Source organism: Corynebacterium sp., assembly GCF_022712195.1.
In the GTDB taxonomy this organism is placed as follows: Bacteria; Actinomycetota; Actinomycetes; order Mycobacteriales; family Mycobacteriaceae; genus Corynebacterium.
Window position 1 is genome coordinate 17,917 of the sequence record NZ_JALAGY010000010.1, and the last position, 17,775, is coordinate 35,691.

18 protein-coding genes are annotated in these 17,775 nt (G+C 68.9%); 9 read left to right on the forward strand and 9 right to left on the reverse strand.

Translation table 11 applies throughout. The features are described from left to right. Window positions 1–113: 113 nt before the first annotated feature. A complete protein-coding gene (locus Q0A34_RS01325; protein ID WP_291477724.1) occupies window positions 114–1,193 on the reverse strand; it encodes a hypothetical protein in 1,080 nt (359 codons plus the stop codon). 131 nt (window positions 1,194–1,324) lie between these two features. Continuing rightward, on the reverse strand, window positions 1,325–2,347 hold the full coding sequence (locus Q0A34_RS01330) for an iron-siderophore ABC transporter substrate-binding protein (protein ID WP_291477725.1): 1,023 nt from the start codon (window positions 2,345–2,347) through the stop codon (window positions 1,325–1,327). A gap of 71 nt (window positions 2,348–2,418) precedes the next feature. Here Q0A34_RS01330 and Q0A34_RS01335 point away from each other — a divergent pair, with 71 nt between their 5' ends. Both Q0A34_RS01335 and Q0A34_RS01340 read left to right on the forward strand, forming a co-directional pair. Continuing rightward, window positions 2,419–2,982, forward strand: a complete 564-nt coding sequence (locus Q0A34_RS01335; RefSeq protein WP_291477728.1) for an NUDIX domain-containing protein — start codon at window positions 2,419–2,421, stop codon at window positions 2,980–2,982. A gap of 12 nt (window positions 2,983–2,994) precedes the next feature. After that, a complete protein-coding gene (locus Q0A34_RS01340; protein WP_291477730.1) occupies window positions 2,995–4,458 on the forward strand; it encodes an RNA-binding domain-containing protein in 1,464 nt (487 codons plus the stop codon). A gap of 2 nt (window positions 4,459–4,460) precedes the next feature. Here Q0A34_RS01340 and Q0A34_RS01345 read toward each other — a convergent pair whose 3' ends face one another. Genes Q0A34_RS01345 through Q0A34_RS01355 form a run of 3 tightly spaced genes read right to left on the reverse strand, consistent with a single transcriptional unit; the run spans window position 4,461 to window position 6,895 of the window. Further along, window positions 4,461–5,450: a bile acid:sodium symporter family protein gene (locus tag Q0A34_RS01345; protein WP_291477732.1), complete on the reverse strand. Its 990-nt coding sequence runs from the start codon at window positions 5,448–5,450 to the stop codon at window positions 4,461–4,463. A 28-nt stretch (window positions 5,451–5,478) separates the two neighbouring features. After that, a complete protein-coding gene (locus Q0A34_RS01350) occupies window positions 5,479–6,351 on the reverse strand; it encodes a ribokinase (protein WP_291477734.1) in 873 nt (290 codons plus the stop codon). A gap of 7 nt (window positions 6,352–6,358) precedes the next feature. Further along, window positions 6,359–6,895 (reverse strand): SdpI family protein, encoded by a 537-nt coding sequence (locus Q0A34_RS01355; protein ID WP_291477736.1) that lies wholly within the window; start codon window positions 6,893–6,895, stop codon window positions 6,359–6,361. Window positions 6,896–6,923: 28 nt separating this feature from the next. On the opposite strand from Q0A34_RS01355, the gene leuS reads away from it, so the two are divergent. After that, window positions 6,924–9,779, forward strand: a complete 2,856-nt coding sequence (gene leuS, locus Q0A34_RS01360; RefSeq protein ID WP_291477738.1) for a leucine--tRNA ligase — start codon at window positions 6,924–6,926, stop codon at window positions 9,777–9,779. A gap of 169 nt (window positions 9,780–9,948) precedes the next feature. On the opposite strand, the gene Q0A34_RS01365 is transcribed toward leuS, so the two are convergent. The 4 genes from Q0A34_RS01365 to Q0A34_RS01380 all read right to left on the reverse strand — a co-directional run bounded on the left by Q0A34_RS01365 (window position 9,949) and on the right by Q0A34_RS01380 (window position 12,975). Further along, window positions 9,949–10,296 carry a hypothetical protein gene (locus Q0A34_RS01365; RefSeq protein WP_291477740.1) on the reverse strand — a complete coding sequence of 116 codons (348 nt, stop codon included), beginning with the start codon at window positions 10,294–10,296 and terminating at the stop codon, window positions 9,949–9,951. A 50-nt stretch (window positions 10,297–10,346) separates the two neighbouring features. Then, the gene (locus Q0A34_RS01370) at window positions 10,347–11,297 is read right to left on the reverse strand and encodes a universal stress protein (protein ID WP_291477742.1); all 951 of its coding nucleotides are present in this window, start codon (window positions 11,295–11,297) and stop codon (window positions 10,347–10,349) included. A 3-nt stretch (window positions 11,298–11,300) separates the two neighbouring features. Next, a complete protein-coding gene (locus Q0A34_RS01375) occupies window positions 11,301–11,753 on the reverse strand; it encodes a MarR family transcriptional regulator (RefSeq protein WP_291477744.1) in 453 nt (150 codons plus the stop codon). 115 nt (window positions 11,754–11,868) lie between these two features. Further along, window positions 11,869–12,975 (reverse strand): inositol-3-phosphate synthase, encoded by a 1,107-nt coding sequence (locus Q0A34_RS01380; RefSeq protein ID WP_291477746.1) that lies wholly within the window; start codon window positions 12,973–12,975, stop codon window positions 11,869–11,871. 130 nt (window positions 12,976–13,105) lie between these two features. On the opposite strand from Q0A34_RS01380, the gene Q0A34_RS01385 reads away from it, so the two are divergent. The 6 genes from Q0A34_RS01385 to rplI all read left to right on the forward strand — a co-directional run bounded on the left by Q0A34_RS01385 (window position 13,106) and on the right by rplI (window position 17,544). Next, window positions 13,106–13,567, forward strand: coding sequence for a DUF5318 family protein (locus tag Q0A34_RS01385; protein ID WP_291477748.1), 462 nt, complete (start codon window positions 13,106–13,108; stop codon window positions 13,565–13,567). A 62-nt stretch (window positions 13,568–13,629) separates the two neighbouring features. Further along, window positions 13,630–15,708 carry a transglycosylase domain-containing protein gene (locus tag Q0A34_RS01390; protein WP_291477803.1) on the forward strand — a complete coding sequence of 693 codons (2,079 nt, stop codon included), beginning with the start codon at window positions 13,630–13,632 and terminating at the stop codon, window positions 15,706–15,708. Window positions 15,709–15,720: 12 nt separating this feature from the next. After that, window positions 15,721–15,921: a hypothetical protein gene (locus Q0A34_RS01395; protein ID WP_291477750.1), complete on the forward strand. Its 201-nt coding sequence runs from the start codon at window positions 15,721–15,723 to the stop codon at window positions 15,919–15,921. A 111-nt stretch (window positions 15,922–16,032) separates the two neighbouring features. Continuing rightward, window positions 16,033–16,332 (forward strand): 30S ribosomal protein S6, encoded by a 300-nt coding sequence (gene rpsF / locus Q0A34_RS01400; protein ID WP_291477752.1) that lies wholly within the window; start codon window positions 16,033–16,035, stop codon window positions 16,330–16,332. A gap of 65 nt (window positions 16,333–16,397) precedes the next feature. Then, the gene (locus Q0A34_RS01405; protein WP_291477754.1) at window positions 16,398–17,024 is read left to right on the forward strand and encodes a single-stranded DNA-binding protein; all 627 of its coding nucleotides are present in this window, start codon (window positions 16,398–16,400) and stop codon (window positions 17,022–17,024) included. A gap of 64 nt (window positions 17,025–17,088) precedes the next feature. After that, the gene (gene rplI / locus Q0A34_RS01410; protein ID WP_291477756.1) at window positions 17,089–17,544 is read left to right on the forward strand and encodes a 50S ribosomal protein L9; all 456 of its coding nucleotides are present in this window, start codon (window positions 17,089–17,091) and stop codon (window positions 17,542–17,544) included. The last annotated feature ends 231 nt before the right edge of the window (window positions 17,545–17,775 follow it).

A 17,775-nucleotide genomic window follows, 5' to 3' on the forward strand; every position in this document is an offset into this window, starting at 1 on the left:
GGGCCCCTCCCGTCCTCCCCTCCTTTTCCGATGTCGGATTGTCGCCCTCCCAGGTAGCTGTGCGGGCCGAAACCCTGCCTGGGAGGGCGACAATCCGACATCTCAGGACAGTCTCAAGGCCGGGGAGGCCGGGCGGCACACGCCCGGAGTACCGCCCCCTGGAGCTGCTCTGACAGTTCCTCGAGGTCGGCGAGCAGTGCCCGGTTGACGCGCACCGCCTCCCAGTCCTTGTTCTTCAGCCTCTGGAACAGGGTGAAGTCGGTGTCCGTCTGCCCGGCCGCGTCATGGTGCCGTCCGTCGTAGTACAGCGCGACACCCAACTCGGGGCAGGCCAGGTCCGGCACGGTAGACCGCCCTTTCCCGAGGTCGATCCTGACCTGGGAGGTCCACCGGCAGCCGTCCGGCAGTCGGTCGCGCACGACCAGACGCAGCACGGTCTCCATCGGCGACTGCGCACCGTAGTCGGTCAGTGCGAGGAGCCGTTTCAGGGTCCGACGGCAGACGATGCCTCTGGCACCCGCGAGGACCGTCCCGGCGGTGAGGTGGGTGCACTGGTACATGGCGTCGATGAACTGGACCGCGCGGACGTGCCGGTCCTCCATGCCGGGGACACGGTGCACGTACCACGTCTTCTTGCCGGTGAGGATCGTGGCGAGGCACTGGGCGGCGGCGGTCGCGGCCGTGACGACCTGCATCCCCGGGAACGCCGGGTCCGGGGACACGGTCTGCGTGCCGGGTGTGAAGGCCCGGAACACGGCGCCGTGTGTTCCGGTGTTGTTGCGGCGCGTCCGGGTGGACAGCAGGACGACCCTCTCGTTGTCAGCCCAGTGCGGCAGCCCGTGCAGTGCCGCGGCAGCCCACCCGCCGACAACCGCGTCCCGGGTGAGCAGCCACAGGGCACGGGCACGGGTGACGACGTCCCAGGGGTACGGGGAGGGGTCGTCCCCGTACCCGCGCGGACCCAGGCGGGAGGTGGTGTCGGCGCCCTCGGGCAGTGGGGGCAGGACGACGCGTCGTACCGGTTTCTCCCAGGTGTCCACCGCCGATCGTGGGGTTCCGCGGGAGAGTTCCGCGGTACGCAGCACGGGGATGCGGGTGGGGAGGACCCGTCGTGTGAAGTTGGGGCCGCGTCCCGGCCGTATCCGCCCGTCGCGCGCAGCCTGGTTCCAGTGGATTCCCCCGAATGCCCCCATGTCCTGATCTAACACGATCGGGGCCCCGCAGAGGCGCCGATGTCGGATTGTCGCCCTCCCAGGTAGCCGATCAGGCCGATTTCCTGCCTGGGAGGGCGACAATCCGACATCGAGGGGATGCGGGGGCAGGGTCAGCGGGTGGCGTCCTCGAGCTTCGGGGTGATCTGCTGCAGGGCCCAGAGCACCGCGTCCGGCGTGCCGAGCGAGAACGCCTGGGAGAGGTCGTCGTCGGCGACGACCGCGTGTCCCGCCTTCACCGCGCCGAGGTTCTTCCACGGTCCCAGATCCTCGAGTTCCTCCCGGGTGATGCCGATCGGGAAGCCGACGACGACGTCCGCGTCCGCGGTGTCGAGGTTCTCGTCGGAGAGCTGGGTGAAGAAGGTGTCCGAGTTCTTCTCGCCGTCCTTCCCGGCCTCCTCCACCGCGTCGGGCGAACTGAAGCCCAGGGAGGTCAGCAGGTCTGTCCGGCCGTCGCCCTGGAGGTAGGCGGCCCAGCCTTCGCCGTACTTGGAGATGACGGAGGCGGTCTTGTCCGCCCATTCCGGGTGGTCGTCGCGCACGCGGGTGACGGCGTCGTCGACCTCCTGGTTGATCTCGTCGCCCTTGGCGGACTCGCCGAGGGCCTTCGCGATCATCTCGACCTGCTCGTCCCGGCCGACGGTGTAGCCTTCGCCGCCCTCGGGTGCGGAGACTGTCGGGGCGATCTCGGACAGGCGGTCGTAGGTCTCCCGGTCGCCGGCGGCCTTCACGTTGAGGATGAGGTCCGGGTCCAGGGCGGCGATCTTCTCGACGTCGACGTCCTGGTTGCCGCCGCCGGAGACGATCTCGGGCGATTCGTCGTAGGTCTCCGCGTTCCAGGGGCTCACGCCGTCGCCGCCGAACCCGAGGAAGTCGCTGGCGCCGACGGGCTGGACGCCCAGGTTCAGTGCGATGTCGGCGTCGCCCCAGCCGAGGGCGACGACCCGGGTGGGCTGGGCAGGGATCTCGACGTCGCCGAAGGTGGTCGACACGGAGACGGGGAAGGCGTCTGTGGCGGTGGAGGTGGTGCCGGACGGTCCGCCGTCCCCGCTGTCGCCTGAGGTGCAGGATGCCAGTGCGATGCCCGTGGCCAGGGCGGTGGTGGCGGCGCCGATGCGCAGCAGTGAACGTCTCATGGAGGTAAAGGTACCGTAACCTTGCTTCCGGGGACAGCGCGTGGGCGTCGCCGGTACTAGACTGTCCTCCCATGGGTACACCGTCTTTCATCTCCGAGCTCCGGGCGCGGGTCGGCCACGCGCCGCTGTGGCTCCCGGGGGTCACCGCCGTGGTGGTCCGGGACGTCCCGGAGGACGCCCCGGTCTTCGCCACGCCGGACGTCCTGCTGGTCAAGCGCGCCGACGACGGCCGCTGGACACCGGTGTGCGGCATCATCGACCCCGGTGAGGAGGTCGCGGACGCGGCGGTGCGGGAGGTCGCCGAGGAGACCGGCCTCACGGTGGAGGTCGACGCGCTGATCGGCACCGGAGCGGTGGGTCCGGTCACCTACCCGAACGGTGACGTGTGCAGCTTCATGGACACCACGGTGCGCTGTGTCCTCACCCCGGACAGCGCTCCGGAGCCACAGGTCAACGACGAGGAGTCGGTGGAGGTCGGGTGGTTCCCTGTGGCCCAGCTGCCGGCGATGGACCCCAGGTTCCGTCTCGTCATCGCCGACTGTGTGGCGCAGCTGAAGCATCCGGCGGGGTTCCGTCCACGTCTGGGCTACGTCAAGCGGTCACGGCCGGTGGCCGGCGACATCCGCGGCGTGTAGCCCGTCGGCGTCATGGAACCTGCAGGGGAGCGGAGGCGTGCCCTCCCCCGGGACGTCGCCGAGGCACTCGACCGGATCCTGGACGGGGCCGTCGCGGACGACCTGGAGTCCAGCGTCCTGGACTTCAAGGAGGACCCGGTCCACACCCCCACCCGCCGCCCGGACGAGAAGGCGGCGGACATGCTGGTCAGGACGGCGTGCTGCTTCGCCAACGGTTCGGCGGGCCGCGGATTCATCGTCTTCGGGATCGCCGACCGCACGCCCGGGCCGGACGCCTTCAACGGCACTGACCGCGACCCGGCGAAGATCGCCCACCTGATCTTCACCCGCACCCGTCCCCATCTCACGGTGGACGCGTGGGACGCCTACGCCCACGGTGCGCGGATCATCGTCGTCCGGGTGCCTGCGGGGCTGGCGGTGTACACCGGCCCGGACGGGACCGTCCGGCACCGTGTGGGTGACGCCTGCCTGCCGTTGGAGGGTGAGCCGAGGGAGCTGCTCGCCCGGGCCCGCGGCAACCCCGACCACACGGCGCGGCGTTCCACGGTGCCTCTGCAGGACTACGACGTGGAGGCGTTGGCGGCCGGTCGTGACCTCCTCGCCACAGCGCAGCGGGCGGGCACGCTGCCCAACGGTGACGGCACCGGGACCGGCCTGCTGGCGAAGCTGGACCTGCTCACCGGGGGCGGGCCGACGGTCGCCGCGGAGCTCCTGTTCCACCGCGCGCCGGGGGTGCGCCACCTCTACCGGGCCGGCGAGGCGGAGTCGGGCCACCCGCCGACCGAGACGGTGCTCGACCTGCCGCTGGTGCTCACGGCGACGTCACTGCGGGACCTGGTCCGGGCGCACGACGACTCCTCCATCCCAGCGGCGGCGGCGGACGAGGCGATCACCAATGCGCTGGTGCACCGGGACTGGTCACGTCCGGACCCGGTGGTGGTCTTCCAGTCCCCGGACATGATCCGGGTCCACTCCCCCGGTGGCCTGCCGGGCGGGAAGACGGCCGACCGGCTGCTTTCGGGGCCGTCGCAGCCACGCAACCCGGCCCTGCTCAACGCGATGCAGCTGCTCGGTCTGGAGCGCTGGTCCTCGCGGGGTTTCGACCGGATGTGGCTGGCGATGCTGTCGGCGGGTTTCGAACCACCGGTCGTCGACGCGAAGGAGGACGCGGTGGACGTGACCCTGTTCAACGGGGAGCCGGACATGGAGTTCGTCGGCCTGCTGACCGCGGTGCGCGCCGAGTACGGGCGCGGCGTGGCCCGTGACGCCGCGACCCTGGTGGTGCTGCGTCACCTGATGTCGACGGGGACGGTCGACCTCGAGGTGGCGGCTCTGCTGCAGCAGGCCGGGGAGGCGGACGCCCGGTCGCTGATGACGTGGCTGGCGCAGCGTGGAGTGCTGCAGCGCACCGCCCGTCGCCGGGACGAGTGGCGGTTCTCTGACCGGGTGGCTGCGCTGGTGCCGCGGACCGGCTGAACCTACCAGGTGTTCTCCGGCTGTTTCGCGGCGTACGTCGCCGCCCGTCCGGAGCAGATCATCAGCTGGATCTGGTGGAAGATCATCAGCGGCACGATGACCAGTCCGGCGCCGCCGCTGAACAGCACCGCGGCGATGGGGAGCCCGGAGGCCAGGGACTTCTTGGTGCCGCAGAACTGGATGGCGACCTGGTCCCGGTAGCCGAAGCCGAGGCGTCGGGCGGTCCACGAGGTCAGCCACAGCATCGCGTAGACGCCGATCACGGAGCCGACGCAGATGCCGACGATGGCGCCCCAGGACACCGAACTCCACACGCCCATCACGATGCCCTCGGAGAAGGCCACGTACACGACCAGGCCGATGGAGATCTTGTCGACGTAGCCGGTGGGTTTCGCACCGGCGACCGTGGCGACGCCGGGCACGTTGCGCATGAGCTGGCCCAGGATGAACGGGGCGAGCAGCTGCAGGGCGATGTCGACGAAGACGGAGGTGTCGATGTGCAGTCCCCCGTCGGTGCCGGTCATCAGCAGGAGCACCAGCAGCGGTGTGGCGAAGACGCCGATGAGGTTCGACGCGGAGGCGCTGACGATGGCCCCGGGGATGTTGCCCCGTGCGATGGAGGTGAAGGCCACCGAGGACTGCACCGTGGACGGCACCAGGGTGAGGAAGAGGATGCCCTGGTAGAGCTCGTCGCCGATGACCCCCTTCAGCGGCATCAGGGCGAGGCCGACCAGGGGGAAGACGACGAAGGTGAACGCCAGGATCAGCAGGTGCAGCCGCCAGTGCTTCAGGCCGTTGAGGGCCTCGCGGGTCGACAGGCGGGCCCCGTAGAGGAAGAAGAGCAGGCCGATGGCGATCTTCACGACCCAGTCCATGACGTCGGCGAACCCGTCCCGCGCGGGGAAGACGAGGGCGAGGACCACGCCGAGGACGATCAGGATGATCAGGAGATCCGGGCGGTATCCCACGATACGGTTAATAAAGTTCCTCATGGTGAGACACTATAGTTGATGATATTCCTCAGCCTGCGAGGTGGAGGATCTCCGCCCGTGAGGCGTAGGACGCCGAGGCACCCCTCGAGCGAACGGCCAGGCTCCCCGCCGCGGTCGCGACCTCGGCAGCGTCCACCAGCGACGCACCCTCGGCGAGCGCGGCGGCGAGGGTCCCGCAGAACGCGTCCCCCGCGCCGGTGGTGTCGACGACCTCGGCGACGGGCCGCGGCGGGATGTCGGTCCGCTCCGCCCCCTCGTAGAGCACCGCGCCGTGCGCACCCAACGTGACCAGCACCGACCGGGCCAGGTGGGAGGGGTCGCCGTCGGGAGCGAGTTCAGCGGCCTCGGTCTCGTTGAGGACGAGAGGGTCGGCCGCGGCGACGAGGTCCGGGTCGCGGGTGGTCACCGGGGCGAGGTTCAGGACGAACCGGGCGCCCAGCCGTGCCGCGAGGGCGGGCAGGGCGGCCGAGTGCGCCGGGGTCAGCTCACCCTGGGCCAGCAGTACGTCCGCCGCACCGTCGACCCCCGCAGGGTCGGTGACCTCGTTGGCGCCCGAGGTCACCACGATGATGTTCTCGCCGGTGCCGTCGTTCATGATGAACGCCTGCCCGGTCGGCGCGTCCCGCGTACGGGCGACGGCGGAGACGTCCACCCCGGCGTCCCGCAGTTCCGCGACGGCCCGGTCACCGTCGGCGTCCCGGCCGACCGTGGCGTGCAGGACGACCCGGGCGTCCCGGCCCTGGAGGAACCGTGCGGCCGCCACGGCCTGGTTGGCCCCCTTGCCGCCCAGCGCCTGCCCGTTCGGGGAGGCGATCACCGTCTCCCCCGCCGCCGGGAAATGCCCCGTGCGCACAAAGGTGTCCATGTTCACCGAACCGCAGACCGCCACTGTGCGGGTCACACGACGCCTACTTCCCGTCGCTGGACGCCGCCGCCCGACGGGCCGCGTCGAGGTCCAGCTCCACCGGGGCTGCGTCGGCCGTGTCGTGGCCGCCGCAGGAGCCGCCGCAGTCACCGCCGCAGGAGGCCGACGAGTCTGACGCCCCCGAGGCCCCCGAGGCCCCGGAGGAGCAGCACCCGGCCGAGGCGCGCTGCTCCTCAGCCCGCCGGGCCTTCATGTGGTCGATCTTCGCCAACGTCTGCGCCGCCAGTGCCGCACCCATCCCGACGAGGAACAGTGCGCCGACCACCAGCAGGCCGGAGATGACCCACAGCCACCCGCCCTGCAGGCTGACCAGCCCCGCGGCGATGAGGGCGACACCCGCCCCGGTCCACGTCGGGCCGGCGATGCGGTGGCCGGTGTCCCACATCTCACGGCTCTTGCGCACCTCGGGGACACGCAGGCCCACCCACCTGTTCCCCGGCAGTTTCGCGGTGACGGAGAGCACACCGGTGACCAGCACGGCAGCGCCCAGGACGAACAGCAGGACAGAGAGGACAATCATGCTGACCAGTCTATTACAATGGCTGGACATGACTAACCCTCGGAGCGAATCTGGCGAGTCCACGTCCCACCGCTACACCCCGGAACTCGCCGGCGACATCGAAAGCCGCTGGCAGGGGTACTGGCGCGACAACGGAACCTTCAATGCCCCGAACCCCGTCGGCGAACTCGCCGACCCCGGGCAGCCGCTGGACTCCTCGTCCCGGGAGAAGCTCTTCGTCCAGGACATGTTCCCCTACCCCTCCGGTGTCGGCCTGCACGTCGGCCACCCGCTGGGCTACATCGCCACCGACGTCTACGCCCGCTTCAACCGCATGCTGGGGCGCAACGTCCTGCACACCCTCGGCTACGACGCCTTCGGCCTGCCCGCCGAGCAGTACGCCGTGCAGACCGGTACCCACCCGCGCACCACCACCAGCGCCAACATCGAGAACATGGAGCGCCAGCTCGGCCGACTGGGACTCGGCCACGACCGCCGTCGCGTCGTCGCCACCACCGACACCGACTTCTACCGCTGGACGCAGTGGATCTTCCTGCAGATCTACAACTCGTGGTTCGACCCGGAGTCGCAGAAGGCGCGCCCGATCAACGAACTCGAGGAGAAGTTCGCCGCCGAGCGCCCCGACTGGGCCGACCTGACCCCCGCACAGAAGCAGGCCGAACTCGACGGGCACCGCCTCGTCTACCGCTCCAACAGCACCGTCAACTGGTGCCCCGGGCTCGGCACCGTCCTGGCCAACGAGGAGGTCACCGCAGACGGACGCTCCGAGCGCGGCAACTTCCCCGTCTTCCGTAAGCGGCTGTCCCAGTGGATGATGCGCATCACCGCCTACTCCGACCGCCTGCTCGACGATCTCGAGGACCTCGACTGGCCCGACAAGGTCAAGTCCATGCAGCGCAACTGGATCGGACGCTCCCGCGGCGCCGAGGTGGACTTCGCCAGCGACGCCGGCCCGATCCGGGTGTTCACCACCCGACCCGACACCCTCTTCGGTGCGTCCTACATGGTCCTGGCCCCCGAGCACGAGCTCGTCGACCGCCTCGTCGGCGACGCCGCCTACGGTGACGACGTCGACCCGCGCTGGACCGACGGCGCGGCGACCCCGGCGGAGGCCGTGGCGTCCTACCGTGCCGCCATCGCCTCGAAGACCGACCTGGAACGGCAGGAGAACAAGGAGAAGACCGGCGTCTTCACCGGCGCCTACGCCACCAACCCGGTCAACGGTGCGCAGATCCCCGTCTTCATCGCCGACTACGTCCTCACCGGCTACGGCACCGGCGCCATCATGGCCGTGCCCGGCCACGACGAGCGCGACCACGAGTTCGCCACCGTCTTCGGCCTGCCCGTCACCGAGGTCGTCTCCGGGGGCGACGTCCCGGTCACCGAAGCCGCCTACACCGGCGACGGCGTGCTGGTGAACTCCGCCAACGGCTGGTCCGGCAACGGCCTCGACCTCAACGGCATGGACAAGGCCGAGGCCATCGAAGCCACCGTCGCCTGGCTGACCGAGCAAGGCGTCGGCGAGGAGAAGATCCAGTACAAGCTGCGCGACTGGCTCTTCGCCCGCCAGCGCTACTGGGGTGAGCCCTTCCCCGTGGTCTACGACGCCGACGGGGTCGCCCACGCCCTCCCGGAGTCCATGCTGCCCGTGGAACTGCCCGAGGTGGAGGACTACCGGCCCGTCAGCTTCGACCCGGACGACGCCACCTCCGAACCCCAGCCGCCCCTGGCCAAGGCACGGGACTGGGTCGAGGTCACCCTCGACCTCGGCGACGGCGAGAAGACCTACTGGCGCGACACCAACGTGATGCCCCAGTGGGCCGGCTCGTCCTGGTACCAGCTGCGCTACATCGACCCGACCAACAGCGACGCCCTCGTCGACATCGAGAACGAACGCTACTGGACCGGGCCGCGCGAGGGCGCGCCCTCCGGCGGCGTGGACCTCTACGTCGGCGGTGTGGAGCACGCCGTGCTGCACCTGCTCTACAGCCGGTTCTGGCACAAGGTCCTCTACGACCTCGGCCACGTCAGCTCCTACGAGCCCTACCACCGGCTCTACAACCAGGGCTACATCCAGGCCTACGCCTACACCGACTCCCGCGGCGTCTACGTGCCCGCCGAGGAGGTCGAGGAGAAGGACGGGAAGTTCTACCACAACGGCGAGGAGGTCACCCAGGAGTACGGCAAGATGGGCAAGTCCCTGAAGAACGCCGTCTCCCCCGACGAGATCTGCGACAACTACGGCGCCGACACCCTGCGGGTCTACGAGATGTCGATGGGCCCGCTGGACACCTCCCGTCCCTGGGCCACGAAGGACGTCGTCGGTGCGCAGCGCTTCCTGCAGCGTGCCTGGCGGCTCGTCGTCGACGAGGCCACCGGGGACACCGCGGTGTCCGACGCCGACCTGACCGACGACGACCTGCGGGCAGTGCACCGCACCGTCGCCGGGGTCCACGACGACTACGCGCACCTGCGCGACAACACCGCCGTCGCCAAGCTCATCGAGTACGTCAACCACCTCACGAAGGCGTACGCGGGCTCGCAGGCGCCGCGGGAGGCGGTGGAGCCGCTGGTGCTGATGATGGCGCCCGTCGCCCCGCACATCGCCGAGGAGATGTGGTCACGTCTCGGGCACGAGGGCTCACTCGCCCACGAGACCTTCCCCGCGTGGGACGAGAAATGGCTCGTCGACGACACCGTGGAACTCCCGGTGCAGGTCATGGGCAAGGTCCGGGGCCGGGTGACTGTCGCCGCAGACGCCGCACGTGAGGACGTCGAGGCCGCGGCGCTGGCCGAGCCGAACGTGGCCGCCCACGTCGAGGGAAAGACCGTGGCGAAGATCATCGTGGTCCCCGGCAAGATGGTGAACATCGTCGCCAAGTAGCCCCGGCGGAAGGGGCTCCGGTCCCCTCCTCTCCCCTTCCCCTCCCCGATGTCGGATTGTCGCCCTCCCAGGTAGGGTTCCGGCCCGGAAACCTACCGGGGAGGGCGACAATCCGACACTGGGGGCGTTGCTGGCGCGGCGGTTGTGCGGGTGCGCTACCGCGGGTGGCTCAGTGTCCGGCGATGAGTGGGATCGGCAGCGTGGTGAAGATGATCAGGAAGAAGGGGATCAACCACCACAGCGTGCCCATGAACGGCTGCCACCACTGGTAGCGCCGCCACTTGTGCAGCACGACGAGGCCGGCGGTCACCGGGCCGAACATCGCGACCACGGTGGGGACGATCCGGGTGGTGGCGGTGTCGCCCAACGTCTGGTCGAGCAGGACCCAGACAAGGATGGTGACCACGGGGAACCCGATCGCCAACTGCCAGGCCTGACGCACGGACGTGCGCCGGTCGAGGTCTTCGAGACGGTCGAGCGGGTCGGGGAGCTCTGAACTGCTGGACTGATCGGACATGATGCCCCCGAGTCTAGTCCCCGTCCCCCTCCGCTCGGCTACCGCCGCACTCAGACGGGACTGACGAGCACCGGTGCCGGTGAATGCGCCAGGAGCTGATTGGTCGACGGGCCGATGAAGACCCGGTTGAAGGCCCCGAGTACAGAGGAGCCGACCACGAGGACCTCGCCCTTCTTCCAGTGGACGTCGTCCATGGCTCCGCTCCAGCCGGGCCCGGACCCGACCTCGGTCTCGACGCGCAGGTCCGGGTGCCGTTCCTCGGCACGTTCCCGGCCACGGGCGAGGATGTCGAGGGCCTGACCACGCCACCGTTCGTCCGCCTCGGCGGCGTCGGGGAAGGGTGTGAGGGTGGGGTACATCGACGCGCCGGTGGGGCTGAAGGCCACGAGGCGGAGCGGCACGCCCCAGCGGGACGCCAGGTCTGCGGCCTTCCGCAGCGCCTGGTGGGACTGCTCGTTGTCGACGTAGGCGCAGCTGACGCGGGTGACCCCGTGCTTCGACAGGGTGGGTGTGCGGGGCACCGTCACCACCGGCAGTGGCGCGCAGTGCAGCAGCGCATCGGCGGTGGAGCCGGCCCGGAAACGCCCGACGGGCCCGCCTGAGGTCCCGTACCGGGAACCGACGACGATGAGGTCGGCGCTGAACTCCTCGGCGGAGCGGATCAGCGCGGTCGTCTCGGAGTGGCTGTGGAGCAGCTCGTCGCTGTCGTCGATCATCGACTCCGGGACACCGGCCTCGGTGAGTGCGGTGCGGGCCGCGGCGTGACAGGCCGAGGACTCCGCGGCCGCCCACTCCTCGAAGCGGCGGGCCGCGGCGGCGTCGGAGGCGTCGTCCCGGCCGACACCCTCAGGCCAGATCCGGGGGATGACGGTGACCGGCTTGACGCTGATCTCCGCCGTCCTGGCGAGCCAGGAGACGAAGGCCGCGGTGTCGGTGCCGGTGCTGACTCCGCCGGGATCCCCGTCGGGCCGCCAGGCCAGCAACACCCGTAGCGGGTCCACCGGCTACTTCTCCCCCATGCGACGGGAGTCGAAGACCTCCATGCCGGCCTCCAGGGTGGGGATGAACTCCTCCACCTTCTCCAGCTGCTCCGGGTCGAGGACGCTCAGGATGTTCGCCATCTGCTTGTCGCGTTCCTCCCCGATACGCGCCAGTTCGGTGCGGCCGAGGTCCGTGAGCTTCACCCGGACACCGCGGCGGTCACTCACGTCCCGGACGCGGGAGACGAGCCCCAGCGACTCGAGGTGGTTGATCGCGTTCGACGCGGTGGGCATCCTGATGGACTCAAGGTCGGCGATCTGACTGATGCGCAGAGCTCCGTGGGTCTGGAGGTTCATCATGATGGAGAGCTGCGCGGTACTGATGCTGGACTGCGTGGTCTGGCGGAAGTACAACAGGTACATCCGCGTGACGACGGGTCGCAGGCGCTTCGCGACTTCAGACGGGGTAGCGGTCATGGTCACCAATCTACCGTGCTTTGCTCCTGAAAGGTATACTGGTACCACTTTTAGGCCCGTGAAGTTCCTTAACTGCGCAGGTCGGCCGATAATTACTGACCCACAATGAGGGTGACTAACCCTCGTTGATGAAGGTCTCCAGGTCTGCGCGTCCCTGGTCGTCCGGCCGCTGAATACGGGGGGACTTCATCAGGTAGGTCGACGCCGGGTCGACCGGTCCGCCGATCCCGCGGTCCTTGGCGATCTTCGCCGCACGGACGGCGTCGATGATGATACCGGCGGAGTTCGGGGAATCCCAGACCTCCAGCTTGTACTCCAGGCTGATCGGGGCGTCGCCGAAGGCACGGCCCTCGAGCCGGATGAAGGCCCACTTGCGGTCGTCCAGCCACTGCACGTAGTCGGACGGGCCGATGTGGACGTTGCGGTCGTCGATCTTGCCGGCCAGTGAGCCGGTGAGGTTCGAGGTCACCGCCTGGGTCTTGGAGACCTTCTTCGACTCGAGGCGGTCGCGCTCCAGCATGTTCTTGAAGTCCATGTTGCCGCCCACGTTGAGCTGGTAGGTGCGGTCCACCGTGACGCCACGCTCCTCGAAGAGGCGGGCGAGGACGCGGTGGGTGATCGTCGCACCGACCTGGCTCTTGATGTCGTCACCCACGACCGGCACACCGGCGTCCTCGAACTTCTTCGCCCACTCGGGGTCGGACGCGATGAAGACCGGCAGGGCGTTGACGAAGGCCACACCGGCGTCGATGGCGCACTGGGCGTAGAACTTGTCGGCCTCCTCGGAGCCGACCGGGAGGTAGGACACGAGCACGTCAGCACCGGTCTCACGCAGGTGCGCGACGATCTCGTCGTGGGTGGCGTCGGGTTCGCCGGACTCCTCGATGGTCTCCCGGTAGTACTTGCCCAGGCCGTCGGCGGTGTGGCCGCGACGCACCGTGACCCCCAGCTCCGGCAGGTCGCAGATCTTGATGGTGCAGTTCTGGCCGGACTCGGTGGCGACGGAGACGTCCTTGCCGACCTTGTCCGCGTCGACGTCGTAGGCGGCGACCAGCTCGATGTCACGCACGTGGTAGTCGCCGAACCGGACGTGCATGAGCCCGGGGACGGTGTCGTCGTCCGGGGTGTCCTTGTAGAACTCCAGGCCCTGGAGCAGCGAGGTCGCGCAGTTGCCGATGCCGGCGATGGCCAGCTTGATGGTGGGGTTGTCCTGTGAACTCATGGGTCCGGACGTTAGCCCTCCGGCCCGTGGAAAACACCCTCTGACATGGGGTGGAGAGGAACTTAACCGGTCAACGTGCGATCTTGACCGATTCACTCACGGCCCGGGAGCGGATAGGATGGTCCGCATCATGTCGACAGTGCAGCCCGTCCACACCGTCTCCCACGACCTGGACCGCCGGCGGACCCTGCGCGCCCTGCGCCGGGGTGAGCGCCGTCGGACGGACGTCTGCGACGCCGACCGTGGCCTCCTCTCCTCCGCGGAGGTGCTGGGGACCCGGGTCGACCGCCCCTGCCCCGTCTGCGGCGCGCCGGGACTCCGCGAGAGCCGGTGGATCCACGGTGCGGCAATGGGGGAAAAATCGGGAACGGCGCGTAGTCTTTCGGAGATCGACGCTATCCTCGCTACCCTGTTTCCTGACGGCGTCGGACGGTCTGCTAAGGAACAGCCCGGCGCAGACCCTGCAGGTGCCTCCGGGAGCGGGGTGGCCGTCCACACGGTGGAGGTCTGCCTCCGCTGCGGATGGAATCATCTCGTCAGGGAAGACATGTACGGTGCCGGTAAATCCAGTACGGAGAGAACAGCCACGTGACTAACGACTCGACCACCCCCAACGACTCCACGAAGCGGAAGCGCGCGCGTACGCGCAAGCCGGTGTGGGGCCGTCTCATCGCCTCGGCGGCGGCTGTCCTGGCCGTGCTGATCGTGGTGCCGCTGGTGACGTTCTTCGCCGCCTACTCGGTGACCAAGGTCCCGCAGCCGGAGGAACTGGTCAACAACCAGATCTCCCAGATCTTCGCCAATGACGGCACCACCGAGCTCGCGCGTATCGTCCCGCCGGAGGGCAACCGCCAGAACGTGGACATCGACGAGATCCCCGAGCACGTGCGGGACGCCGTGATCGCCGCCGAGGACCGCGACTTCTACGACAACCCCGGGTTCTCGGTGACCGGGTTCGGCCGTGCCGCCCTCGGCCAGCTCACCGGCGAGGACGCCGGCGGCGGGTCGACGATCACCCAGCAGTACGTGAAGAACGCGGTGGTCGGCGACGAGCGCAGTCTGGTCCGTAAGGGCAAGGAGCTTGTGATCTCCTCGAAGATGTCGCGGCAGTGGTCGAAGGACGAGATCCTCGAGGCCTACCTGAACACCATCTACTTCGGCCGCAACGCCTACGGCATCTCCGCGGCGTCGCGCGCCTACTTCAACAAGCCGATCCAGGAGCTGACCCCCGCCGAGGGCGCGGTGCTCGCCGCGTCCATCCAGCGGCCCAGCCAGCTGGACCCGTGGACCAACCGTCCGGAGGCCGAGCAGCGCTGGAACTACGTCGCCGACGGCCTGGTGGAGATGAAGTCCATCACCCGGCAGGAACGCGACGAGATGGTCTTCCCGGAGGTCATCGACCCCGCGGAGGTTGACTCCGGTTCCGTGGCGGAGGGTACCAACGGCCTGATCAAGAGCCAGGTCCTCGCCGAGCTGAACGCCAACGGCATCACCGAGGAGGCGGTGAACACCGGTGGTCTGAAGATCACCACCACGATCGACGCCAACCACCAGCGCGCCATGGTCGACAACGTGCACGGCGTCATGGAGGCCCAGGCGGACACCGTCCGTTCGGCCGGTGTGGCGATCGACCCGAAGACCGGCGGTGTGCGCGCCTACTACGGCGGTGACGACCCCACCGGCCTGGACTGGGCCAACGCCGGCCTGCAGACGGGCTCGACCTTCAAGATCTTCACCATGGCCGCCGCCGTCGAGCAGGGCATCCCCACCTCGCCCCCCTACGACTCCTCCCCCGTCACCACGGGAGCCACCGAGGTCAACAACGTCGAGGGCGAGTCCTGCGGCACCTGCTCCATGGCCGAGGCACTGAAGCGCTCACTGAACACCTCCTTCATCCGTGTCGCGCGTGACCTCAACGGTGGCCCGCAGGACGTCGCCGACATGGCCCACCGTCTGGGCGTGGCCAAGGAGCTGCCGGGCATCGGTGAGACCCTGCGCGAGAACGGCGGTACCCCCTACGAGGGCATCACCCTGGGTCAGTACCAGTCCCGCCCGCTGGACATGGCGTCCGCCCTGGCGACCCTGACCAACCAGGGCCGCTACATCCCCCCGCACTTCGTGTGGAAGGTGGAGACCTCCGAGGGTGAGATGCTGATGGACAACACCGACATGGAGTCCACCCAGGTGGTGCAGCCGGAGGTCGCCGACGAGGTGATCGCGGCCATGGGTCCGATCGCGGCCTACTCCAACGGCCACTCCCTGGCCAACGGGCGTCCCAGCGCGGCGAAGACCGGTACCGCCCAGCTGGGCGACACCGGGCAGAACAAGGACGCCTGGATGATCGGTTCGACCCCGCAGCTGGCGACCGCCGTGTGGATCGGTGACACCGCCGGTCAGCCTCTGGTCGACGGCCGCTACGGCGGATCCATGTACGGCTCGCAGTCGCCGTCGGACATCTGGCAGGGGTTCATGAACGAGGCGCTGGTGAACGACGAGGTCGAGGAGTTCGCGAGCTCAGTGCCCGTCGTCCAGGACCCGCAGGCCGGGTCGTCCTCCGGCGGCAGCGCCTCCGGGGCGCAGGGTGGCGGTGACACCGGTGGCGCCGAGGGTGGCGAGGGTGCCGACCGGGACTCCTCCGACGACGTCCCCGCTCCCGGGCCGAACCCGGGCAACGGCACCGGCCAGGACACCGACATCGGCCGGATGATCGACGACTTCCTCAACAACCTCTGATCCGCGGCCGTCATGTCGAGTACTGAGCTGCTGGTCACCATGGGCAGCGTGTTCATCGGGTTCCTCCTGTTCGGCGGCTCCTTCGCCAGTTTCATGGCGAAGCGGCGTCCGGCGGTGATCTGGGGGTTGTTCGGCGCGGCCATCGTCTTCATCACGGTGATCCCTGTGATCGTGGCGGTGTTCTGGGCCACGGCGGGTCCGCCGTCCGGGTAAGTTGGGGTCAGGCCCGAAGCCGTGTATCCTGATCAGGTTGCTGACGCAACGAACCCTCCTGCCGTAACCACTCCCGGATACGGCCGAAAACACACTAGACCACAGGAGGTGATGAGGTCCGTGCGTCAATACGAGATGATGATTATCATCGACCCGTCACAGGATGAGCGCACCGTTTCCCCGTCCCTGGACAAGTTCCTCGAGACGGTCCGCAAGGACAACGGTACGGTCGACAAGGTTGACATCTGGGGCAAGCGTCGCCTGGAGTACCCGATCAACAAGCAGGAAGAGGGCATCTACGCTGTCGTCGACCTGAGCTGTGAGTCGGCCACCGTCCAGGAGCTCGACCGCGTTCTGAACCTGAACGACATCATCATGCGCACCAAGGTGCTGCGCAAGGACGCCAAGTAAGCGTCCTCACGGAATCCGGATCAACGTCGGACCGACGCTGACATCGACTGACAGGAGAAACTGGCATGGCACAGGGAGACACCCCGATCACCGTCGTCGGAAATCTCGTCGCGGACCCCGAGCTGAGGTACACCCCCAGCGGTTCCGCCGTCGCGAACTTCCGAGTGGCCTCCACGCCGCGCCGGTTTGATTCCCAGTCGAATCAGTGGGTGGACGGCGAAGCACTGTTCCTCCAATGCAACGTGTGGCGCCAGGCGGCCGAGAACGTGGCGAACTCGCTCACCAAGGGTGACCGGGTGATCGTCACGGGCCGTCTGCGGCAGCGCTCCTTCGAGACCCGCGAGGGCGAGAAGCGCACCGTGTTCGAGGTCGAGGCCGACGAGGTCGGCCCGTCCCTGAAGTACGCCACGACCCAGGTCACCAAGACCCCCCGTCAGGGCGGGAACTTCGGTGGCCAGCAGGCCCCGCAGGGCGGCGGCCAGGCCGGTAACCAGGGAGGCTTCGGTGGAAACCGCGGCCAGGGTGGTTTCGGCGGTCAGCAGGGAAACCAGGGTGGTCAGCCCGGCCAGGGCTTCGGCGGTAACGCCGGGGGCCAGGGTGGGTTCGGCGGGCGTAACGCCGCGCCGGACGACGACCCGTGGAACTCCGCTCCGCAGTCCGGTTTCGACGGCGGCGACGAACCGCCGTTCTGATCTTCCGTGTGAGTTCATCCCCGGATCCCTCGGGATCTACCGAAACCATGAAAGGCTACGGATCATGAAGCTGATCCTCACCGCCGCCGTCGACAACCTCGGTGTCCCCGGTGACATTGTCGAGGTCAAGGCCGGCTACGGACGCAACTTCCTGCTGCCGCGCGGCTACGCCATCACCGCCACCCGTGGCGCCGAGCGTCAGGTGGAGAACATCCGCCGTGCCCAGCAGGACAAGGTCATCCGCGACCTCGACCACGCCCGCGAGGTCAAGGACGAGATCGACCGTCTGAACAACGTCACGGTCACCGTGCGCACGTCGGAGCAGGGCAAGCTGTTCGGCTCCGTCACCGCCGAGGACGTCGCCGCCGCCGTGAAGGCGGCCAACGGCCGCGAGCTCGACAAGCGCACCATCGTCCTCAACCAGGGTGACGTCAAGGCGACCGGTTCCTACAACGTCGACGTGAAGCTGCACCCGCAGGTCGTCGCGTCGCTGAACTTCAAGGTCGTCGCAGAGAAGTAGTTCTCTCCTCGCCATCACGCCGCAGGAACCCGTCACGGTTCTTCGGACACTCCCCGGCCTAGACACCCGGGGTTCCCGGCCTAGACAACCGGTGTGTGTCCGTGGGTCCGGGTCTCCGCCGCGACGTCGGCGAAGAACGCCACCATCTGTAAGACAACAGCATTGTCCGACGGGCCCGCCCCGGTCTTCCTGACCGGCCGGCGGGCCTTCGGCATGTCCGGGGCCCGGACC